The organism is Mannheimia massilioguelmaensis, assembly GCF_000940515.1.
Classification (GTDB): Bacteria; Pseudomonadota; Gammaproteobacteria; order Enterobacterales; family Pasteurellaceae; genus Basfia; species Basfia bettyae.
Genome location: NZ_CDQL01000006.1, coordinates 34,434 through 54,166, shown reverse-complemented (window position 1 = coordinate 54,166; position 19,733 = coordinate 34,434). Strand labels below are relative to the sequence as shown.

The following is a 19,733-nucleotide window of genomic DNA, read 5'->3' as shown; positions in this document are numbered from 1 at the left end:
GTCGAAATGGATTGGTTAACAACTTGGTCGATATGGCATTGGTTGATTTTAGGATTCATATTATTAATTGGTGAAATAGCACTTCCTGGTATTTTTCTGTTATGGTGGGGGATTGCGGCTATTATTACTGGGGCAATAATGGCGTTAGTACCCAGTCTAAGTTTGACGATATTAGGCATTTTTTATGCTATCTTGGCATTTATGTTAAGCCTTGTTTGGTGGAAATACCAACATCGAAAAGATGCTAATGATGAAGCTCAAACTGTTTTAAATCAACGTCAACATGCAATGTTAGGAGCAACAGGTATTGTGCAAGAATTTGCAGATACTGGTGTTGGGCGTGGTTATTTTGGTGATACCACTTGGCGAATTCAAGGCGCTGAGTTGCAAGTTGGTGATCGTATTGAAGTCGTTAGCGTACAAGGAATTACACTAAAAGTACGTAAATTAAGGAAAATTTAATGAAGCATTTAGTTATTTTTGCTCATCCAAATACAAAAAATAGTTTTAATAAAGCCATTTTAGAACGTGTTTTACAGGCGAGTAAAAAAGCCAATGTAGAAACAGTTGTCAGAGATCTTTATAGCATGAAATTTAATCCAGTGATTTCATGGGAAGAATTATCAGGCACATTTCAAGGGATCATTGCATCTGAAATTAAATATGAACAAAAACTGATTTCAGAGGCAGATTTAATTACTCTAGTTTATCCATTATGGTGGATGGGATATCCTGCTATCTTAAAAGGTTATTTAGAGCGGGTATTAACAGCCGGGTTTGCTTATCAAAGTAATGAAAATGGCACAGTAGGACTACTCACAGGTAAGCAAATGCAGCAATTTATTACTCTGGGTAATAGTGTTGAACGTTATCAAAAAATTGGCTTTGCAAAATCATTAGATGATACTTTGGTCAATGGTTTATTTAATTATGTTGGAATTAATGATATTGAGCATAGCTTTTTAGGGGATATTCATATTATTGATGCTCAAGCTCGTCATAAGATGTTAGATGAAGTTGAGGCAAAAATTTTTGAAAAATTGACCGCACTTTTAGGAGCTAAAATTGATGTCTGAGTTACAAATTAATAACTTTTCTCTTATTAGTCGTTTATTTGGAAATCTATTCTATCGTTCTCCCGAGGAGCCAGTTCTAGAAGCGGTATTTCATTGGTTACAACAAAAAGGCTTAGAACAAGTTTGGGCATTAGATGTGGATGATGAAGTTTTACAAGCACTTGAAAGCATACAAATGCCTATTGCAAAAGAGGTTTTAGCTGAAGAATATTATCGCTTATTTTTAACGGATATGCCGAAAGTTGATAGTAAACTTTCTTCTTATGGCATTGATGTAAATGAATTTATGAGTTTTCGACAAGAACGTGGCATGCCAGCTGTAGAATCTGCGGATCATTTTGCTTTACTTTTACTCACAGCCTCTTGGATTGAGGATAATATAGATTCTATTAATGCACAACGAACTCTGTTTGAAAGCTTTTTATTGCCTTGTGCCAGCAAATTCTTAACAAAAGTAGAAAGCCACGCATCGCTACCGTTCTATCGTTCCTTAGCATTATTGACGAGAGAAATTTTAGCTGCCATGGCAGATGAACTAGAAGAAAGCTAAAATAAGCCTAGCAAAAGATAAGCCTCAAACTCTGTTGAGGCTTTTTTCTATGCATTACGTTGATTTTCAAATTCTTTTTCTGCTCTATGCTGACGGGCTAATTGAGCCATCTCTTTAGGCACAACACGTTGACCTACAGGAAATAAAGAAATGCCTGCGAGTTTAAAATGGGCTAACCCAGTTGGAATCCCAATGATCGTAATACATTGTGCAATACCAGTCAGAATATGCAATAAGCACAACCACCAGCCAAAAAGAATAAACCAAAGTAAATTTAAAACAGAACCTAAAGAATTTGCTAATGAACTTTTAGGTTCAAGATATTTTACATGGATAATATCATTACCAAATGGCATAAGGGACATTTTAGTAATTTCCCAACAACTACGTGAATAGGGGAGTGTGATAATTAATATTGCACTTATGAGAGTCGCAATTAACCAGCCAATAGTTGTTGCAAAACCGCCGAGTACAAAATTAAGAATATTGAGAATGAATGCCATTGTTTTTAACCTCTATTTCAAACGTTCTTGCAAATATCCTTGGTAATCAGGAATGCAAATTTTAATATCTTGATTAAAGAGGCTAGAATTAATTAAGAAATCTGCTGTAGCAATATTCATCGCATGAGGAATGTTCCACACAGTAGCAATACGTAGTAACGCTTTTACATCAGGATCATGAGGTACAGCATCCATTGGATCCCAGAAGAAAATCATCATATCTATTTTATTTTCAGCGATCAATGCACCTAGTTGTTGATCGCCTCCCATTGGACCACTTAATAAGCTATTTACCGATAATCCAGTTGCATCAGCGATCAAATGCCCAGTCGTGCCAGTAGCATATAATTCATGAGGAGTTAATTGTGCTACATGCTGGCTACACCAACTGATTAAATCCTTTTTGCAGTGATCATGAGCGACTAAAGCAATATGTTTACGGACGGTAACGTTACGAAAAATGTTATTCATCGTTTTTTCCTTCTATAAAATGTTAATATTATATTGCTATATGAAAAAAGTGCGGTAAAGATACCGCACTTTTAGAATAGTAAGCATAAATTAAAAGCTTCCTTATTGTTTTTTAGCCCAATTTAAGAAGCGGGTTTGAGTTTCTTTATCAGCTTGTTGGAACCAATATTGCAACATTTGTTCCGCAGCATTTTCACCTTGTACAACAACTTTTGATTTTGCTACTTTTCCAGCACTTGTTCCCATTGTAGTAGTCATTGTTGTACTTGCTAAGGCTGGAACTGCTGCTTTAGCGCCTGAAGTATTATAGCTCGATAGATTATCTATCAAGTTTACGCTAGGTAAAAAACCTTCTTGCATTAAATATTCTTGTTGATTAGCAACGTCGGCACCAGCGCTAGTTTTTACATTAATTTTTGGTGATGCTTTAAAGTTTTCAATATCACGTTTATTTTTTAATGATGGAGCACTAAGTTGAATATCTTCGCTTCTTCCATCGAATGTCACAACAATAGGATCTGATTCAAATAAACCTGATTCTGCACCACGAAGAATTTCAGATACACGCACAACCACTTGATGTTTTTTGGTATCATTAATTTCAAATGATTTTGCTTGTTTTAAAAGTGATTTATTTGCTTTTTGACCATCAATTGCAACAAATTCAATATTTGATGAGGTGGTTACAACACCAGCAATAGTTGCTGTAGAAGTTAATAAAGCGGTCATTGCTAATGCAGTAAGACGAAGTTTCATATGAGCTCCTTTCTGTTAAGAATGAGTATATTAATAGATTTTGTTCTTTTTCACGTTGCGAATAGAATAACTCCCAATGGAAGAGTAAGTCTATTTCAAGTGCTTTTTCTATCCTATGCTAATTTCATTAAAATGGAAATAGGTAATATGAAAAAAATCTATTTATATAAATTAAATCAAGGAGTAAGGGAGATTTTTCAATGCAAAAAAGACAATTTCTGATTTATGGTATTGTGCAAGGGGTTGGCTTTCGTTACTTCACTTGGAGAAAGGCGAAAGAAATTGGTTTGAAAGGAATGGTACGGAATTTACATGATGGATCCGTTGAAGCAATTATTTATGGTAATGAACAACAATTATCTGTTTTCCGTACTTGGATAGCACAAGGCCCTGCTCATGCTAAAGTTGATAAAGTGATTGAACAGGCTTACCTTGGTGAGCTGGATTTTACTGATTTTTATGTAGATCACTAAAGATGATGGTTTAAAAGTGCGGTATAAATTTCAAAAAATTACCGCACTTTTAATTTATTGTAAGCTAATGCCAAACTGAAGAACACAACTTGTACAATAATAATACAAGGACCAATATCGGCATTAATGTGATAGCTTACTAAGGTTCCCATAAAGCTTGAAATAATAGAGCTTATGATAGCAAACAATAGCATGTAGTCAAATCGTTTGGTTAGTAAGTATGCGGTAATACCTGGAGAGATTAGCATTGCTACTACTAAAATAACACCGACCACTTGCATTGCTGTAATAATAGTTAAAGACAAGAGAATTAGTAAACCATAATATAATAGTTTAGGAGAGAGCCCTACAATTCTTGCTTGGCTAGGATCAAAGCAATATAGCAATAAATCACGTCTTTTAAGGAGAACAATAAAAAACACAATACAAGAAATGATTGCTGTTTGAATCAATTCTGAATGACTAACTCCTAATAAATTCCCGAATAAAATATGTAATAAATGTTGGTCTGTTTCAACCTTGGTAAATAACACTAAACCCAAAGCAAACATACCTGAAAAAACGATTCCCATTACTGTATCTTCTTTGATACGACTATTTTCTTTGAGATAACCAACGCCTAAAGAACAGCAAAGACCAGAAAAAAAAGCACCGATCATAAGAGGTAAACCCAACATATAGGCAATCACAATGCCAGGTAAAACGGCATGAGAAATGGCATCGCCCATTAATGACCAACCCTTTAGCACTAAGTAACAAGATAGAAGGGCACAGATTGTTGCCACAATGATTGCTGTAAAAAGAGCATTTTGCATAAAGGGAAAACTTAGCGGAACAGTAAACCATGCGATTAATGTATTCATTTTGCTTCCCTTGAAATTTTTTCAATATCTACCGCGCTTTTTAAGGCAGTAACTCGTTTTTGACTGATTAAGCCATATTTAGGTGAGAAGAAAAAAGCACATAAAAATATCAGTGTTTGCAGGCAAACAATTAAGCCTCCTGTTGCACCATCTAAGAAATAACTGATATAGGCACCTATTGAGCTGGTTAGTGTTCCTAATATCATCGCAATAATGAGCATTTTACTAAAACGATCCGTCAGTAAATAAGCTGTAGCACCAGGAGTAATAACCATCGCAATAACGAGAATGGCTCCAACAGTTTGTAGTGCAGCGACAATACAAGCACTTAGTAAGGTAAAAAAGAGAATTTTATATTTTGTTGGAGATAATCCGACGGCTACCGCTTGAGTTTCATCAAAGAACACAAGTAATAGATCTTTCCAAAATAAAAATAAAAAAATCAAACAGATACTAATGATTAGTGCCACTTGTATGACATCTTCATCAGCAATACCAAGGATATTACCCAAGATAATTTCTTGCACATTCACTGAAGTTGGATTCAGGGAAATAATGAGTAAGCCAATAGCAAAAAATGTGGTGAAAATAAAACCAATAACAGCATCTTCTTTTAATGTTGTCATAGATTTCACCCATAAAATAGAAAGTGCGGCGAGAATGCCTGAAAAGAATGCACCTATAGCATAGGGAAGTGATAGAGCATAGGCGATGGCGACGCCAGGTACAACAGAATGCGACAATGCATCACCAATTAATGACCAGCCTTTTAACATTAAATAGCAAGAAAGAAAAGCACTAACGCCTCCGACTGCCGCACTGATCACAATTGCCTTCAACATATAATTATAGCTAAAAGGTTCTAGTAAGAGTTCTAACATGATGAGATTAGCCTTTTGATAAATAGTCTTTTACAATTGGTGCGGGTGGATCATTTTTTGTTTGTCCATAGAACACCGCTGGGCGTTCGTCATGATCCGTTAATACGGTGACGGTACGTTCATCTTCATCATCATGTAGATCTCGTCCTAATAATTTAATATGGCGAAGTACTCCACCAAAGACAGCTTCAAGATTTTGTTGAGTAAAGGTGGTTTCGGTTTTACCTGAAGCAATTATCGTACGATTAATCATAACTACTTGATCACAATAATCAGGCACACTGCCTAAATTATGGGTAGACACAAGAATTAAGTGACCTTCTTGACGCAATTGGCTTAGCAATTCAACGATGGCATTTTCAGTTTTAACATCTACGCCAGTAAAAGGCTCGTCTAATAAAATCACTTGGCTTTGTTGTGCTAATGCTCTAGCTAGAAATACTCGTTTTTTTTGACCGCCAGATAGTTCACCAATTTGTCTGTGTAGCAAATGTTCAATATTGACACGAGCCATTGCTTCTTGGACTTTTTGCTTGTCTTGTTGGCTAGGAATACGTAAGAAATTCATATAGCCATAACGACCTTGCATGACAACATCATATACAGAAACAGGAAATTGCCAGTCTACATCTTCACTTTGTGGGACATAAGAAATGAGATTTTGTTTGAGGGCTTTTTCGATAGTAAAACCACAGAGGCGAATATCGCCTTGCTGTGGTTGTATTAAGCCCATCAGACTTTTAAATAATGTTGACTTACCACTGCCATTCACACCGACTAGTGCACAAGTTGTGCCACCTTCTAAATGAAAAGACACATCATGAATAGCCGTATGTCCGTTGTTATATCGAACAGTAACGCCTTCGACATAGATTGAGGCAGGGCAAGTTGAGTTCATTATTTTTCAAATCCTTTTACAATAGTTGAAACAGTTGTTTGTAATAAATCAATATAAGTTGGAACTGGACCATTTTTTGCAGAAAGTGCATCTACATAAAGTACGCCACCGTATTTTGCACCTGTTTCTTTTGCCACTTGTTGAGCAGGTTTTGGTGAAATAGTACTTTCACTAAATACTACTGGAATATGATTTTTACGAACCACATCAATAACATGGCGAACTTGTTTTGGAGTACCTTGTTGTTCTGCATTAATTGGCCATAAATAAGCTTCTTTAAAGCCATAATCTTTAATCAGATAACTAAATGCTCCTTCACTTGTAACTAACCAACGTTTATCTTCAGGAATTTGATTAATTTTTTCACGTAATGGTTTATCAAGTGCTTTGATCTTGTCTGCATAAACTGCGGCATTTTTTTGATAAATTTCGCTGTTTGCTGGATCGTATTTAATAAACGCATTTTTGATGTTTTCAATATAGATTAAGGCGTTACTGGTTGACATCCAAGCATGAGGGTTTGGCATATCTTTATAAGGACCTTCATAAATTGACATTGGCGTAATACCTTCAGTCACGACAACTGCTGGTTTATCTTTCATATTTTGGAAGAATTTTTCAAACCAACGTTCTAAGTTTAACCCATTCCATAAAATTAAATCTGCGGATTGAGCTTGCGCAACGTCTTTTGGGGTAGGTTGATAATCGTGGATTTCAGCTCCAGGTTTGGTAATGGATTGTACATCAGCCGCATCGCCTGCAACATTTTGAGCAATATCTTGAATAATTGTAAAAGTGGTGACCACTTTCATTTTAGCGGAAGCTGAAATTGATACTGTACCAATTGCAGCAGCCATGATGGCTACTAAAAATTTACGCATAAACGTCTCCTTGTTGTTATGTTGATTAATAGCGAATATATACTAAACGTAAATGCTTAAATCATCAAGTGATAATCATTCGTATTATCAAAATTTATTTATAGACATTTAGCAGGTTTAGGTAATCCTGCTAATTTTGTTGCTTGTTTTGCAGGTCCATCAGGAAATAAACGTTGTAAATATCGACTGTTACCTTTTTCTTCACCTAATTTCTGTGCCATTGCTTTTACCAGCATGCGGATAGCTGGTGAGGTTTTATATTCTTGATAGAATTGACGGACAAAATAAATAACTTCCCAATGAGCATCAGTTAGGGTTAAATTTTCTTTTTCTGCGATAGCCATAGCAACATTTTCATTCCATTGAGTTAAATCTAGTAGATAACCCGCAGGATCGGTTTCAATTGTAATATTATTTACTTTAATCATAATTTACCTATATCAACTTTTATCGCTTATTATACAAAAAACGCTCCTAACAAAGTAGGAGCGTTTGGCTATTTATTTGATAGATAATTAATCATCACTGGCGAAGCCTAATAATTGTAATAGGCTTAAGAATAGATTATAAATTGAAACGAATAAACTGGTAGTTGCTCGAATATAGTTAGTTTCACCGCCATGAATGATATTGCTAGTTTCAAATAGAATCGCTGCACTTGAGAAAATGACAAATAATGCACTTAGGGCTAACTGTAATGCTGGCGTTTGGAAAAAGAAACTTGCTACCATTCCTAATAATAACACGATAAATAATGCAAAAATCATGCCTGAAAGGAATGACATATCTTTACGTGTTGTTAACACATAAGCAGAGCAGGCGAAAAATACTGCGGCAGTACCTGCTAATGCAAGTGCTACAGTTTCACTTAATCCAGCGCCTATGTAACGATTAAGAATTGGACCTAAGGTGTAACCTAAAAATCCAGTAAATGCAAAAGTAGATAAAATCCCCCAGCCACTATTTGCTGTTGCATTAGTGAGGAATAATAAACCATAGAAACCCACTAATGTCACAATGATACCTGGATGAGGTAAACCAAGTGACATTGAAAAATAGGCTACTATTGCAGAAAATGCGAGAGTTAAACCTAATAAGAAATAAGTATTACGCAATACTTTATGTGTACTTAATAATGAAGTTGATTGTTCGCGAGTATCAAAAACAATGCGAGAATCTGCCATAAGAATCTTCCTTATAAAGAATGGATAATCATCAATGAATACGTTACTAATAAGTAATAATAATGTCAAAATTTTTTTAACCATAATGATAGCCAAATAAGCGGGCTGTGTAAATAATAGTCTATTAAACAATGAAATTGTAAATAGTAGTTTACTTAACGAGATAACTATATTATATTTCACTCCGCTTAAATCACGGAGGAATGGTCGAGTGGTTGAAGGCACCGGTCTTGAAAACCGGCGAGGGTTTACGCCCTCCGTGAGTTCGAATCTCACTTCCTCCGCCATCAAATTAAAAGAAAGCGCTAGCTGAAAAGTTGGCGTTTTTTTGTTTTCAAAAATCAAAAAAGTGCGGTGAAATTTTTGTAATTTTCACCGCACTTTTATATTATTTGGATATGATTAATTGATTTTATTGATTAGCTGTGCTAATCCTTCTTCATCATAACCTTCATCAAAATCATCAGTAGGATTGAAATCTTTATTGTTTAGTGCCAAGCAGCCATATTGTTCTAATTTACTTTTTGTAAAGGTAGAACGAAATGCTGAGCTGGTATTATTTAAGCTAATTACTCCAATGGTTGAATGGTGGCACTGGTGTTTATTAACAAATACTAAGTTATAGCCTGATTCACGTATATAGCCTGTTTTACTTAATGCGGCATCAAAAATCTCATCACGCACCAATTTATTCGTGTTTTTCATAAAAACATTATTTCTGCCAGCTCGAATATAGGCAGCTCGAGTATTTGATAAATCTTGGATCTTAGAGTTATTTAAGGAATATCTTGCTAATTTAACAAGATCCATGGCACTGGAGACGTTTGTGCTGGATAGCCCTGAACTGTCGGTGAAATGAGTGGATGTCATACCAAGTGCTTTAGCTTTTTCATTCATTTTTTGAATGAATTGCATACGGCTCATTCCTGCACTGCGGGAAAGAGCATGAGCCGCATAATTGTCAGAATGCACTAGCATGGCTTTTAATAATTCGTTACAAGAAATCGGTGTATTTTTAGGTAATTTCGAACCTGTTCCTTTAATATAGTCATAATCTTCTTCGGAAATCGTAGTAGCGCAGTTAGGATTTCTATTATTTTCTAGGAAAACATTAGCTGTCATGAGTTTGGTGACCGAAGCAATAGGCTGAATATTATCTGGTGAATGTGTTTCGAGAATCTTATCATGAGTGAAATCATATACAACATAAGATTGTGCCATTGCAATCACTGGCAAAAAACACAAAACAGAAAGTAAGTTTTTAAGCATATTTAATGACCAATTAAACAAGGAATGCGAAATTCTAACAGGAATTTAAATATTTTTCTATTTTTTAAACAATTAATTAAATTTCTTCAATTTATTCCTAAAATATTGAGGCTTGAAAAGAAGACTTTGTAGATGAAAGTGCGGTAGATATTTTAAATTTTTCAACTATATTAATTTATATCATACTCATACTATTCAACATTATTTTTTAATTCTTTGATGAATTTCCTTAAATTAGGATTTCGATTATCTTTATTCCAGATTGCTTCCATAACATAGTAACAATCATCTTCAATTTCTATACCAACCGTATTTTCTGTGAGTAGATGAAGTCGATGCTCAGGAAAAATAAAAAAAGATTTATTGTCTAATTCTAAATTAAATAAACACGTTCTAAAATTCTTATATTCTTTATGAATTGTTAAATTAAGATTTTTGTTAAGAAAGAAATTACTACTGCATATTTCAGAATATGAGACATATTTCGGATCCTCCCTAATCATTGGATAATTAGCAAGTTCTTTAAGTGAGATTTTTTGATGATTTGCTAAAGGATGGGATTTATTAACTATGGCATAAATATTATCAGTAAATAATGGGAGAATATCGAAATCTTCAAATTTATCAATAATATTAGGTCTGATAATTAAACCAATATCATATTCATTATTTTTGAGATGATTCAATACTTCATCAAGTTCACAATCTTGATATGCGAGGTTGATAGTTGCATTGCTTTCTCTAAATTTTTCAATAGTCTCTCTTAAAATATGATTAAAAGCTTCTCCTAGATAAGCTATAGATAATTTTTGTTTAGTTTTTCCTGTAAAGGCATGAATTGTTGATATAGAGTTATCAAATTGTTTAATAATCTTTTTCACTTCGCTAAAAACAAGAATCCCAGTGGCTGTTAGTTTTACATTATGTGTATCTCTAGTAAATAGTTTATCTCCAAAATATTCTTCCATTTCTTTAATATGACGGCTTAATACAGGCTGGGTTGTATTTAGCTTTTCTGCTGCTTTTGTAAAATTTAAGCTCTCAGCTAATATGATAAATTCTTTTAATAAATGTAATTTCATCCGCCCATATCCTTATAATATCTCATATTTTTGAGGCTAAAATTCTATCTCTTGAATAGGATTAATGCGAAAAATTTTAATTGTTTTTTTGATCTCCCTCACATTTTTGTTATACAAAAACTGAATAACTATCAATAAAAAAAGAATTTCTAGATGTTCTAGAAGATTGTTACCTTTAAGGCCGTTCAGTAAGCACTACTGTAACTGAAAAATTACATTAACTTATGTTATTAAGGAGTCTATTATGGCGATTAAAGGCAACTATGAAAATGATTCAGGAAAGCGCAAAGAACTATCCCACAAACAACTCAAAACTATTCCTCATATGCCATTTGAAGAATATTCAAAAATTCTTGCTGGCTGTATCAAAATGAAACGTGAACGCGGTATTTTAGAAGCTCGCATGCATACTAATGGTGGTCCAGTTCAATGGAGTGCAGAGTTACATCAAGGTTTACATTATTTCTTTGACTGGGCAGGCCGAGACCCTGATAACGAAGTTATTATCTTAGGTGGTATTGGTCCAGATACATTTAAAGGTATTGGTCGTACAAATGATAAAGGTGAATGGGAGCCTGCAATTGAATTTGCATCAGATCCTGAACGTGCTTGGCATATGTATAACTACCAATATTATGATGGTACTAATGATATTGAAGGTCAAATCTTTGATGTTGAAGTACCAACCATTGGTGTTTGGACTGGTGCAACATTCCACTCTGACTTAGTATTATTCAGCGATATTACCCTTGCAACCGAAGATGCTTGGACAACTGAAATGCACTTCCGTACCAATATGGTACCAGGTGACGGTGTTCAAATTGTATGGCGTGAATTAATGGGCCGTAAACGTTATGCATATGCTGAATTAACTGGTGAAATTATTACAGCTCGTAAAGCTTTAGCATTAGGTATGATTAATGAAATCTGTAAAGATACTGAAGCTGCATATAAACGTGCTTGGGAAATTGCAGATTTAATTATGCAAACTGGTACACGTGTTACTCGTCGTATTACCACTCAAATTTTACGTCAACCTTGGAAAGAAGATATTTCAAAAGAATTGCGTACCTCATTTGCGACAGAAATGTTTGTGACAGCAACAGAACATAGCCCGCATGAAGCAAGTTTCTGGGATCAAGCTAAAGAAGAAGCAGCATTAGTAATGGCAGCAGAGAAAAAAGGCAAAGTTGTTCGTCCTCGCTTAAATGGTGGCTATGAAGAAGACGAAATTAAATAATTGAGTCTTTAACTATTAGCTTTTTAATATTAAGAGGGGACACATTATCATGAATGTGATTCCCTTTTTTTATGCCTTTAACCTACTTATATCAAGGATATATGATATGGCGACTTCAGTTTATTCTTCAACAGGTAAATTTAATTTTGGTTCACGTGGATGGCTAGTCATTATTGTGCAAGCCTGCGTTTATTGGGTTGGAGCAGGTATTCTAACTCACGGTTTAAATGTGACCCTACCTGAATTATCTAAATTTTATCATTTAGACTATAACGAAATGCTTTTCTTTGTTACGCCTGCATCTTGGGCAGCTATTCCTGCTGCACCGATTTTTGCTTGGTTATGCAATAAAAAAGGCATTAAATTTAATCAAATGTTCTGCTTAATAATGTCAATTATTAGCTATGGCTTATTAGGTTACTGTGATTCAATCGCTAAATTTACTTTAGCTTATGCCGCTGTATCATTCTTTGGCACAGGGTTTACCTATATTGGCGGAACAGCTTTGGTTGCAAGCTGGTTTGTGAAAAAACAAAGTCTTGCTCTCGGATTCACTTCATTTGGTCAAACCTTCTCAAGTTCTTTATTCGTTCCTATTTTAGCCCTTTCTTTCTCTATTGTTGGTGTTCAACACGGCTTTTGGATTATGTCAGCCATAATGTTAGTCATTCTTGTTGTCATTACCCTTTTTGTTGCAGGTAAACCTGAAGACGTTGGTCTATTACCTGATAATGAACAACCTACAGCCGAAATACTAAAAACTTTAGCAACACAAGAGACTACTCAAGAGGATCTAGGCCTGACCGCAAGTAAATTATTAAAAATGAAAGATGTTTGGTTTATGGGAATTTCTACAGGGGCAATTTACATAATGCTTGTTGGTGTTATTAGCCAAATTGTGCCTCGTTTAATTGAAATTGGACTATCGCCTGAAGTTGCTATTTCTTATATGAGTATTTCTGCTCTAGTAGGTGGTCTTTTTGGTGCTTATGGCTGGGGTTGGATTAATCATAAATTAGGTATTAAACGTGCATTATTAATTTATACCTTATGGTGGATGATGGCTCTTGCATTAAATATCGCAAATTCTCAAACCTTATTATTAGTTTCAATGGGAATGATTGGTCTAGCTCTTCCAGGTGCAACTAACTATTCAACATCATTTATCGCAACAAAATTCCCTCGGGCAGCATATATCAAAGCATTAGGTGTTATTCACCCAATCCAATCCATTATCCGTTGCTGTGCATTTTCTATTTTAGCCTTAGGCTTAACCTATCTTGGCGGATACGCAGGTGCATATATGTTATTAATTTTAATTGGGGCTCTTACTTTAGTCATTATTTGGTTTACTAATCTAACCCCTTATCAAGCAAAACAAAATCAGTGAGGAAATAAAATGAAAGAGGTTGTAATTGTTTCTGCAACCAGAACACCTATTGGCAGTTTTGGTGGTGTATTTAAAGATGTAAGTGCAGTAGAACTTGGTCGTGTTGCTGTCACAGAGGCAATTAAACGAGCAGGTATTGAGCCGAATGCTGTGCAAGAAGTCATTCTAGGTAATGTACTTTCAGCAGGACTTGGGCAAAATGTTGCTCGACAAGTATCTATCCATTCAGGTATTCCGCAAGAGGCTTCGTCTTTTACTGTAGGTAAAGTCTGCGGCTCAGGGCTTAAAGCGGTTATTTTAGGGGCACAATCTATTATTTGTGGTGATTCTGATGTTGTCGTTGTGGGTGGTACAGAAAGCATGAGTAATGCAGCTTATGTGCAACCTTCAGCCCGTTGGGGAGCAAGAATGGGTAATGCTGAACTCATTGATACCATGACAAATGATGGATTAACCGATGCTTTTTCTGGTGTACATATGGGGATTACCGCAGAAAACCTTGCTGAACAATTTAATTTAAGCCGTGAAGAACTTGATCAATTCTCACTCACTAGTCAACTTCGTGCTGAAAAAGCTCAACAAAACGGTAAATTTACTGATGAAATTGTGCCAGTAGAAGTGAAAACTCGTAAAGGTAGTGTTGTTGTATCAGAAGATGAACATCCTCGCCATGGTTCAACTATCGACGGTCTAGCCAAACTCAAACCTGCATTTAAAAAAGATGGTGTAGTGACTGCAGGTAATGCATCAGGCATTAATGACGGTGCAGCAGCTTTAGTATTAATGAGCAAGGAGAAAGCTGTAGAGCTTGGCTTAAAACCTCTGGCGGTAATTCGCTCTTGGGCAAGCGCAGGGGTTGATCCACAACGTATGGGGTATGGACCTGTTCCTGCGACTCGTGTTGCTTTAGATAAAGCAGGATTAAATATTTCTGATCTTGATGTAGTAGAAGCAAATGAAGCATTTGCGGCTCAAGCCTTAACAGTAGTGAAAGAACTTGGGCTAGATCCCGCAAAAACGAATATCAATGGTGGTGCAATCGCATTAGGGCACCCTATCGGTGCATCAGGAGCTCGTATTTTGGTAACTTTACTTTATGAAATGCAAAAACAAAATGCTAAAAATGGGCTTGCGACCTTATGTATTGGTGGTGGTCAAGGTATTTCGTTAATTGTAAGTACTATTTGAATCCTTTATTTTGCCTACGTCCATTTGAGATGTAGGCAATTTTTACAGGAGATAACCTATGGATTTTAAAGAACTAACAAAAAAATTAAAACATGAAAATACCAATGAAAAATATGACTTTCTGTTAAAAAGAATGGTAAGTCTTGACCATATTTGGTTTTTAGATAATGAAGGCGAACTCGTGCTTTACAAAGATGATGCGGGTAAACCTTTTGTTCCTCTGTGGTCTGATGAAAAGCTCGCCCAATTAACGCCACCTAAAAACAGCAAAATTAAAGCAGTCGAAATGGATATTGAAACCTTCATACTGCAATTTTCCTTTTTTTTATTCAATAGCCAAACCAACGTTGCAGTTTCACCACTACCTAGCGATACCGAAATGTTAGTGCAAAACTCACTTGCCTTCACTCGTGATTTAATTGAAACCATTAGGGCGGACGTAAGCGAAGAAAAAGCGGTGTTCTATCTACAAGAAGTAAAAAAATTACTGACATAGGTCACTTGTTGGCTATGCAATATTGGTATAACCGCTACTTTAAAAAGAATTTCTGTGCTTTTTCACCGAATGTTAAATTTTATACATAGAGTTTAATCTCTTAGCCTTCTCTTAAATGTTATTCTCAATGAGGTACTTATATGTCTGATAAAGTTATTCTTACCGCAGCTCTAACGGGTGCTGTTACTCCAAAAGAAATTGCCCCATATATTCCAATTACACCAGCAGAAATTGCTGAAGATGCTTATAAATGCTGGAAAGCTGGAGCTTCTGTTGTACATTTACATATGCGTGATGAACAAGGTCTAGGCACTATGGACAAACATAAATTTAAAGAGACGATTGATCGAATTAAAGATAAATGTGATGTTGTCATTAATGTGACTACTGCTGGAGATCATAGAGCAACAGATGAGCAACGCATGGAACATTTAGCTTATGTTCAACCAGAAATTGCATCATTTGATGCCGGATCATTTAACTGGATGCCTGGTGGTGTATTTGTTAATTCGCCACAATTTTTATCAAAATTAGGTTCAACAATGCTTGAATTAGGTATTAAACCTGAAATTGAAATTTTTGATAGCGGTATGATTCATGCCTGTACAAAATTTTATAAAGAAAAAGGTCATTTAGCGGCGCCTTTACACTTCCAATTAGTACTTGGTGTTCTTGGTGGAGCAATGGCCACTGTTGAAGATTTAGTTTATTTAAAAAGTCTATTACCAGAGGGATCTACCTGGGGAGCTTTTGGTATTGGGAAAGCACATTTGCCAATTTTGATGACAACTTTAGCGTTAGGAGGCAATGTTCGTGTAGGATTAGAAGATAATGTCTATTATAAAAAAGGTGTGCATGCGACTAATCAAATGTTAGTAGAACGTGCTATTCGTATCATTCATGAAGCCGATAAAGAAGTTGCGACTCCGAATGAAGCTCGAGCAATTTTAGGTTTAAAACAACTCTAGTTATGAAAGGGAACATTGAGTATGAATGTTCCCTTTAGGTTATATGAGAGAATTATCTATGAAATCTAATGCATTATTACAAAAATTGGGCTGCAGTTTATCAGCAGCAACATTATTATTAGCAACAATCTCAGCCTTTGCTCAAGAGGGCGTCTCTCCATTACAACCTGGAGCAACCACTGGAAATCCAGCAGGTGCATTACCACCAGAAGGCATTTACTTTGGCTATGATGTAGATTATGAATGGGGTAAACTGCACTCTGAACCAGTTAAAATCAAAGCTAGTAATGTATCTATGGTGGCAACATTAGTTTGGTCAACGCCTTATAAATTATTAGGTGCTAACTATGCAATGGGTATTGCTCAGCCTTATAAATTTGCCCACACTGAACTTACTACGCCAGCAGGTACTAGTACTTATAAAGCCAATGGCACAATGAGCACAACCATTATGCCAGCAATGCTTTCTTGGAATTTAGGCAATGGTTTACATTTGGGGGCAGGTACAGCATTTGTATTTAAAAACGGCAAACATGCTACCGAATGCCAAAATGGTGTATGTAGCAACACACCTAAAAATTTAGCTAACCGCTATTACACGATTCAACCTAACTTAGCTCTTACTTACTTTAAAGATAGTTGGGCATTTACTATCAACAACACTTTTGATTTCAACACCAAAAATAAAGTGACCGATTACCGTTCAGGTAACACTTACTATTTAGATCTTACTGCAGCCAAGAATATTGATAAATGGACTGTTGGTGTGATTGGTAACTGGACAAAACAACTGACGAATGACAAAAAATCTGGTGTTGTGGTAGAAGGTCTTCACTCCACAGGTAACAAAATCGAACATTTAATGTTCGGACCAATGGTGGGATATAATTTCGGTTCATTCTCTGTGAATGCTCGTTTTTTAGCTTCTGTGCATTCTAAAAACGATCCGAAAATGCGTTTTCTTCACTTAGGCGTATCTATTCCACTATAACCCCTAACTCTATTTAAAACACATAACAGGAATTCAATTATGCTAAAAAGTAAAGTTTATACTAAAGCAGAAATTGCTGAAAAATTCCACGATGGTATGAAACTAATGTCTGGGATTTTTGCTTGCAAAGGCTGCCCAGATCGTTTAGTCGATATTATTGTAGAAAAAGGTTGCAAGAATATTGAACTTATCTCTAATGATGCAGGTGATCCAGGTATTGGATTAGGAAAACTATATGATGCTCATCTCGTCTCTGTGGCTAATCATTCACATATTGGGATGAACCCTTATGTAACAGAGCTAATTAACCAAGGTCTTGTCAAACTTAATCTCTTTCCTCAAGGTACTTTAGCTGAAAAAATCCGTGCAGGCGGCGCAGGTTTAGGAGGTGTTTTAACCAAAACTGGTTTAGGTACTATTGCACAGGAAGGTCGTGAGGTCTTAGAGGTTGATGGTCAACAATATATCTTTGAAAAACCTTTTAGAGGTGAAATCGCTATTGTTCGAGCTCACAAAGCCGATAAATTCGGTAATTTGGTATATAAAGGTGCTGCCCGTAACTTTAATCCTCTGGTAGCAATGGCTGCAGATCTTGTCATTGTTGAAGCAGATGAAATTGTCGATGTTGGTGAAATAGATCCTGAATCAGTTATCACGCCAGGGGTATTTGTCGATATGATTTTAAGTAATGAGGAGTAATCTATGTCTGATTCAAAAGTAATGATTGCAAAAAAAGTCGCTAGCTTTTTTAAAGCAGGAGATGTAGTTAATCTAGGTATAGGTATTCCTGGTTTAGTACGTGAATATATTGAAGAAGGTGTGCAACTCCATGCAGAAAATGGATTACTTGGCTATGGAGGGAGTCCAAAACCAGGTGAAGAAGAACCAAATTATGTAAATGCAGGAGGACAAATAGTTACGTTGAATCCAGGAGCATCAGTCTCTGACAGTGCGGGAGCTTTTGCACTGGTGCGGAGTGGCAAATTAACTGCTGTAGTGCTAGGTGCATTGCAAGTTGATGCAGAAGGTAGTATTGCTAACTGGAGTATTCCTGGTGGACGTATTATGGGAATGGGAGGTGCTATGGATTTAGTATCTGGAGCTAGAAGTGTTATTGTTGCGATGGAACACAATGCTAAGAATAGTGCGGCTAAGATCCTAGATAAATGTACATGGCCTCTTACTGGTTACAAAGTAGTTGATACTATTGTGACCGAACTGGGAGTATTTGATGTTCGTCCTGAAGGTTTAGTTGTTCGAGAACTTTTTAATGGCGTAAGCAAGGAAGAAGTTATCAAACGTACAGAAGCAAAATTAATTTTTAAAGATTAATAAATAAGAAAATATAAAAGAAGGTAACAATATGCGTGAAGCCGTGATTGTATCGGCAGTGAGAACTCCAGTTGGACGCTGTCGAGGAGCATTAGCCTCCGTAAAAGCATGGGAACTCGGTACATTAACTGTTAAAGAAGCTGTAAAACGAGCTGGTATTAACCCAAATGAAATTGATGAGATTATTTTTGGTAATTTACTCAATACTGATTGTGTAAATATTGCTCGTGTTATTGGTTTAGCGGCTGGATTGCCTATCACTGTTCCAGGAATTACTCTGAATCGTCAGTGTGCAGCAGGACTTAATGCAATTGCCTATGCAGCAGCATTAATTCAAGCTGGATATGGGGATATAATGGTAGCAGGGGGAGTAGAAAGTGATTCAACACGTTGCTATGTTATGGAACGACCAACGGAAGCTTATCAAGTTCGCCCACCATCTTGGACAGTTCCGATGTCAGCACCAAAAGACATTGATGTACCAATGGGCATCACTGCGGAAAATCTTGCAAAAAAATATGGACTAACCCGTGAAGAATGTGACCAATTTGCGGTAGAAAGCCACAAAAAAGCAGCATTTGCGTGGGACAATGGTTACTTTGACGATCAAATTATTCCTGTTCCCGTTAAGATGAAAAAAAGCGAAATACTGTTCACAAAAGATGAACCACTAAGAGCTGATTGTAATTTAGAATCTCTTGCTAAACTACCGCCAGCCTTTATTAAAGATGGTATTGTGACTGCGGGTAACAGTTCACCAATGAGTGATGGTTCTGGTGCAGTTGTGATTATGGAACGTAAAAAAGCTGAAGCCCTCGGCTTAAAAATTTGGGCAAAAGTGAGTAGTTTTGCTGCAATTGGTGTTGATCCCTCTATTATGGGTATTGGGCCTGTTCCAGCTACCCAAAAGCTACTCAAACAGGTTGGAATGTCATTAAATGATATCGATCTTATCGAAATGAATGAAGCTTTTGCCGCACAATCACTTGCTTGTATTCGTGAATTAAATATGGATACCTCAAAATTGAATGTAAATGGTGGTGCTTTAGCATTAGGACATCCACTTGCAGGCACGGGGGGGATTCTTACTACCAAATTAGTTTACGAACTAGAACGTCGTAATTTAGGTACAGGCTTAATTACCTTCTGTGCTGGTGGAGGACAAGGTTTTTCAGCATTATTTGAACGTTTATAATTAAATTAATGCTCTGTTTTTTTATTTAATAATTAAATAGTTAAGC

Annotated in this window: 24 protein-coding genes and 1 tRNA gene; 14 read left to right on the top strand and 11 right to left on the bottom strand. The window is 36.0% G+C overall.

The features are described from left to right. Positions 1-6 precede the first annotated feature (6 nt). From BN1226_RS05050 to BN1226_RS05040, 3 genes are read left to right on the top strand one after another with little or no spacing between them, the layout of a single operon-like run. A complete protein-coding gene (locus tag BN1226_RS05050) occupies positions 7-462 on the top strand; it encodes an NfeD family protein (protein ID WP_044470278.1) in 456 nt (151 codons plus the stop codon). Beyond that, positions 462-1,076: an NAD(P)H-dependent oxidoreductase gene (locus BN1226_RS05045; RefSeq protein WP_044470277.1), complete on the top strand. Its 615-nt coding sequence runs from the start codon at positions 462-464 to the stop codon at positions 1,074-1,076. The genes BN1226_RS05050 and BN1226_RS05045 overlap by 1 nt, the downstream gene beginning before the upstream one ends. Beyond that, positions 1,069-1,626, top strand: coding sequence for a TorD/DmsD family molecular chaperone (locus tag BN1226_RS05040; RefSeq protein ID WP_044470276.1), 558 nt, complete (start codon positions 1,069-1,071; stop codon positions 1,624-1,626). The genes BN1226_RS05045 and BN1226_RS05040 overlap by 8 nt, the downstream gene beginning before the upstream one ends. A gap of 47 nt (positions 1,627-1,673) precedes the next feature. On the opposite strand, the gene BN1226_RS05035 is transcribed toward BN1226_RS05040, so the two are convergent. The 3 genes from BN1226_RS05035 to BN1226_RS05025 form a co-directional block, all read right to left on the bottom strand. Next, positions 1,674-2,129 (bottom strand): YccF domain-containing protein, encoded by a 456-nt coding sequence (locus tag BN1226_RS05035; RefSeq protein ID WP_005761069.1) that lies wholly within the window; start codon positions 2,127-2,129, stop codon positions 1,674-1,676. 12 nt (positions 2,130-2,141) lie between these two features. After that, positions 2,142-2,600: a methylglyoxal synthase gene (locus tag BN1226_RS05030; protein ID WP_044470275.1), complete on the bottom strand. Its 459-nt coding sequence runs from the start codon at positions 2,598-2,600 to the stop codon at positions 2,142-2,144. A gap of 102 nt (positions 2,601-2,702) precedes the next feature. Next, complete coding sequence (locus tag BN1226_RS05025) at positions 2,703-3,356, bottom strand: curli polymerization inhibitor CsgI-related protein (RefSeq protein WP_044470274.1); 654 nt, start codon at positions 3,354-3,356, stop codon at positions 2,703-2,705. Positions 3,357-3,556: 200 nt separating this feature from the next. Between BN1226_RS05025 and BN1226_RS05015 the strand changes: the two genes are divergently transcribed. Further along, positions 3,557-3,829, top strand: coding sequence for an acylphosphatase (locus BN1226_RS05015; protein ID WP_044470272.1), 273 nt, complete (start codon positions 3,557-3,559; stop codon positions 3,827-3,829). 38 nt (positions 3,830-3,867) lie between these two features. Here BN1226_RS05015 and BN1226_RS05010 read toward each other — a convergent pair whose 3' ends face one another. The 6 genes from BN1226_RS05010 to BN1226_RS04985 all read right to left on the bottom strand — a co-directional run bounded on the left by BN1226_RS05010 (position 3,868) and on the right by BN1226_RS04985 (position 8,536). Then, positions 3,868-4,692, bottom strand: coding sequence for a metal ABC transporter permease (locus BN1226_RS05010; RefSeq protein WP_044470271.1), 825 nt, complete (start codon positions 4,690-4,692; stop codon positions 3,868-3,870). After that, positions 4,689-5,573, bottom strand: coding sequence for a metal ABC transporter permease (locus BN1226_RS05005; protein WP_044470270.1), 885 nt, complete (start codon positions 5,571-5,573; stop codon positions 4,689-4,691). Before BN1226_RS05005 ends, BN1226_RS05010 begins: the two co-directional genes overlap by 4 nt. Before the next feature lie 7 nt (positions 5,574-5,580). Continuing rightward, positions 5,581-6,471 carry an ATP-binding cassette domain-containing protein gene (locus BN1226_RS05000; protein WP_044470269.1) on the bottom strand — a complete coding sequence of 297 codons (891 nt, stop codon included), beginning with the start codon at positions 6,469-6,471 and terminating at the stop codon, positions 5,581-5,583. Next, positions 6,471-7,352: a metal ABC transporter substrate-binding protein gene (locus BN1226_RS04995; RefSeq protein ID WP_044470268.1), complete on the bottom strand. Its 882-nt coding sequence runs from the start codon at positions 7,350-7,352 to the stop codon at positions 6,471-6,473. Before BN1226_RS04995 ends, BN1226_RS05000 begins: the two co-directional genes overlap by 1 nt. A 98-nt stretch (positions 7,353-7,450) precedes the next feature. After that, positions 7,451-7,780: a TusE/DsrC/DsvC family sulfur relay protein gene (locus tag BN1226_RS04990; RefSeq protein ID WP_044470267.1), complete on the bottom strand. Its 330-nt coding sequence runs from the start codon at positions 7,778-7,780 to the stop codon at positions 7,451-7,453. A gap of 87 nt (positions 7,781-7,867) precedes the next feature. Then, a complete protein-coding gene (locus tag BN1226_RS04985; RefSeq protein ID WP_005761055.1) occupies positions 7,868-8,536 on the bottom strand; it encodes a Bax inhibitor-1 family protein in 669 nt (222 codons plus the stop codon). Positions 8,537-8,733: 197 nt separating this feature from the next. Here BN1226_RS04985 and BN1226_RS04980 point away from each other — a divergent pair. Further along, positions 8,734-8,823: transfer RNA gene (locus tag BN1226_RS04980), tRNA-Ser, on the top strand. A 115-nt stretch (positions 8,824-8,938) separates the two neighbouring features. On the opposite strand, the gene BN1226_RS04975 is transcribed toward BN1226_RS04980, so the two are convergent. Together BN1226_RS04975 and BN1226_RS04970 are read right to left on the bottom strand one after the other, a co-directional pair. Beyond that, entirely contained in the window at positions 8,939-9,805 is an 867-nt protein-coding gene (locus tag BN1226_RS04975; protein ID WP_044470266.1) for a D-alanyl-D-alanine carboxypeptidase family protein, read from the bottom strand. Between the two features lie 191 nt (positions 9,806-9,996). Next, complete coding sequence (locus BN1226_RS04970; RefSeq protein ID WP_044470265.1) at positions 9,997-10,887, bottom strand: LysR family transcriptional regulator; 891 nt, start codon at positions 10,885-10,887, stop codon at positions 9,997-9,999. A 244-nt stretch (positions 10,888-11,131) separates the two neighbouring features. On the opposite strand from BN1226_RS04970, the gene BN1226_RS04965 reads away from it, so the two are divergent. The 9 genes from BN1226_RS04965 to BN1226_RS04925 all read left to right on the top strand — a co-directional run bounded on the left by BN1226_RS04965 (position 11,132) and on the right by BN1226_RS04925 (position 19,687). Beyond that, on the top strand, positions 11,132-12,127 hold the full coding sequence (locus BN1226_RS04965; RefSeq protein ID WP_044470264.1) for an enoyl-CoA hydratase/isomerase family protein: 996 nt from the start codon (positions 11,132-11,134) through the stop codon (positions 12,125-12,127). A gap of 106 nt (positions 12,128-12,233) precedes the next feature. Further along, positions 12,234-13,517, top strand: a complete 1,284-nt coding sequence (locus BN1226_RS04960) for an MFS transporter (protein ID WP_044470263.1) — start codon at positions 12,234-12,236, stop codon at positions 13,515-13,517. Between the two features lie 9 nt (positions 13,518-13,526). Beyond that, entirely contained in the window at positions 13,527-14,705 is a 1,179-nt protein-coding gene (locus tag BN1226_RS04955; RefSeq protein ID WP_044470262.1) for an acetyl-CoA C-acetyltransferase, read from the top strand. A 58-nt stretch (positions 14,706-14,763) separates the two neighbouring features. Beyond that, positions 14,764-15,201, top strand: a complete 438-nt coding sequence (locus tag BN1226_RS04950) for a DUF2750 domain-containing protein (protein ID WP_044470261.1) — start codon at positions 14,764-14,766, stop codon at positions 15,199-15,201. 140 nt (positions 15,202-15,341) lie between these two features. Then, positions 15,342-16,169: a beta-keto acid cleavage family enzyme gene (locus BN1226_RS04945; protein WP_044470260.1), complete on the top strand. Its 828-nt coding sequence runs from the start codon at positions 15,342-15,344 to the stop codon at positions 16,167-16,169. Positions 16,170-16,227: 58 nt separating this feature from the next. Continuing rightward, positions 16,228-17,160 carry a SphA family protein gene (locus BN1226_RS04940; protein WP_162183151.1) on the top strand — a complete coding sequence of 311 codons (933 nt, stop codon included), beginning with the start codon at positions 16,228-16,230 and terminating at the stop codon, positions 17,158-17,160. A 39-nt stretch (positions 17,161-17,199) separates the two neighbouring features. Further along, positions 17,200-17,859, top strand: coding sequence for a CoA transferase subunit A (locus tag BN1226_RS04935; protein WP_044470258.1), 660 nt, complete (start codon positions 17,200-17,202; stop codon positions 17,857-17,859). A gap of 3 nt (positions 17,860-17,862) precedes the next feature. Beyond that, entirely contained in the window at positions 17,863-18,492 is a 630-nt protein-coding gene (locus BN1226_RS04930) for a 3-oxoacid CoA-transferase subunit B (RefSeq protein ID WP_044470257.1), read from the top strand. 31 nt (positions 18,493-18,523) lie between these two features. Then, entirely contained in the window at positions 18,524-19,687 is a 1,164-nt protein-coding gene (locus tag BN1226_RS04925) for a thiolase family protein (protein ID WP_044470256.1), read from the top strand. The last annotated feature ends 46 nt before the right edge of the window (positions 19,688-19,733 follow it).

What these genes read in the sequence shown, in the direction of transcription:
- BN1226_RS05050 (WP_044470278.1), top strand. Translation starts at nt 7, where the DNA reads ATGGATTGGTTAACAACTTGGTCGATATGGCATTGGTTGATTTTAGGA.
- BN1226_RS05045 (WP_044470277.1), top strand. Translation starts at nt 462, where the DNA reads ATGAAGCATTTAGTTATTTTTGCTCATCCAAATACAAAAAATAGTTTT.
- BN1226_RS05040 (WP_044470276.1), top strand. Translation starts at nt 1,069, where the DNA reads ATGTCTGAGTTACAAATTAATAACTTTTCTCTTATTAGTCGTTTATTT.
- BN1226_RS05035 (WP_005761069.1), bottom strand. Translation starts at nt 2,129, where the DNA reads ATGGCATTCATTCTCAATATTCTTAATTTTGTACTCGGCGGTTTTGCA.
- BN1226_RS05030 (WP_044470275.1), bottom strand. Translation starts at nt 2,600, where the DNA reads ATGAATAACATTTTTCGTAACGTTACCGTCCGTAAACATATTGCTTTA.
- BN1226_RS05025 (WP_044470274.1), bottom strand. Translation starts at nt 3,356, where the DNA reads ATGAAACTTCGTCTTACTGCATTAGCAATGACCGCTTTATTAACTTCT.
- BN1226_RS05015 (WP_044470272.1), top strand. Translation starts at nt 3,557, where the DNA reads ATGCAAAAAAGACAATTTCTGATTTATGGTATTGTGCAAGGGGTTGGC.
- BN1226_RS05010 (WP_044470271.1), bottom strand. Translation starts at nt 4,692, where the DNA reads ATGAATACATTAATCGCATGGTTTACTGTTCCGCTAAGTTTTCCCTTT.
- BN1226_RS05005 (WP_044470270.1), bottom strand. Translation starts at nt 5,573, where the DNA reads ATGTTAGAACTCTTACTAGAACCTTTTAGCTATAATTATATGTTGAAG.
- BN1226_RS05000 (WP_044470269.1), bottom strand. Translation starts at nt 6,471, where the DNA reads ATGAACTCAACTTGCCCTGCCTCAATCTATGTCGAAGGCGTTACTGTT.
- BN1226_RS04995 (WP_044470268.1), bottom strand. Translation starts at nt 7,352, where the DNA reads ATGCGTAAATTTTTAGTAGCCATCATGGCTGCTGCAATTGGTACAGTA.
- BN1226_RS04990 (WP_044470267.1), bottom strand. Translation starts at nt 7,780, where the DNA reads ATGATTAAAGTAAATAATATTACAATTGAAACCGATCCTGCGGGTTAT.
- BN1226_RS04985 (WP_005761055.1), bottom strand. Translation starts at nt 8,536, where the DNA reads ATGGCAGATTCTCGCATTGTTTTTGATACTCGCGAACAATCAACTTCA.
- BN1226_RS04975 (WP_044470266.1), bottom strand. Translation starts at nt 9,805, where the DNA reads ATGCTTAAAAACTTACTTTCTGTTTTGTGTTTTTTGCCAGTGATTGCA.
- BN1226_RS04970 (WP_044470265.1), bottom strand. Translation starts at nt 10,887, where the DNA reads ATGAAATTACATTTATTAAAAGAATTTATCATATTAGCTGAGAGCTTA.
- BN1226_RS04965 (WP_044470264.1), top strand. Translation starts at nt 11,132, where the DNA reads ATGGCGATTAAAGGCAACTATGAAAATGATTCAGGAAAGCGCAAAGAA.
- BN1226_RS04960 (WP_044470263.1), top strand. Translation starts at nt 12,234, where the DNA reads ATGGCGACTTCAGTTTATTCTTCAACAGGTAAATTTAATTTTGGTTCA.
- BN1226_RS04955 (WP_044470262.1), top strand. Translation starts at nt 13,527, where the DNA reads ATGAAAGAGGTTGTAATTGTTTCTGCAACCAGAACACCTATTGGCAGT.
- BN1226_RS04950 (WP_044470261.1), top strand. Translation starts at nt 14,764, where the DNA reads ATGGATTTTAAAGAACTAACAAAAAAATTAAAACATGAAAATACCAAT.
- BN1226_RS04945 (WP_044470260.1), top strand. Translation starts at nt 15,342, where the DNA reads ATGTCTGATAAAGTTATTCTTACCGCAGCTCTAACGGGTGCTGTTACT.
- BN1226_RS04940 (WP_162183151.1), top strand. Translation starts at nt 16,228, where the DNA reads ATGAAATCTAATGCATTATTACAAAAATTGGGCTGCAGTTTATCAGCA.
- BN1226_RS04935 (WP_044470258.1), top strand. Translation starts at nt 17,200, where the DNA reads ATGCTAAAAAGTAAAGTTTATACTAAAGCAGAAATTGCTGAAAAATTC.
- BN1226_RS04930 (WP_044470257.1), top strand. Translation starts at nt 17,863, where the DNA reads ATGTCTGATTCAAAAGTAATGATTGCAAAAAAAGTCGCTAGCTTTTTT.
- BN1226_RS04925 (WP_044470256.1), top strand. Translation starts at nt 18,524, where the DNA reads ATGCGTGAAGCCGTGATTGTATCGGCAGTGAGAACTCCAGTTGGACGC.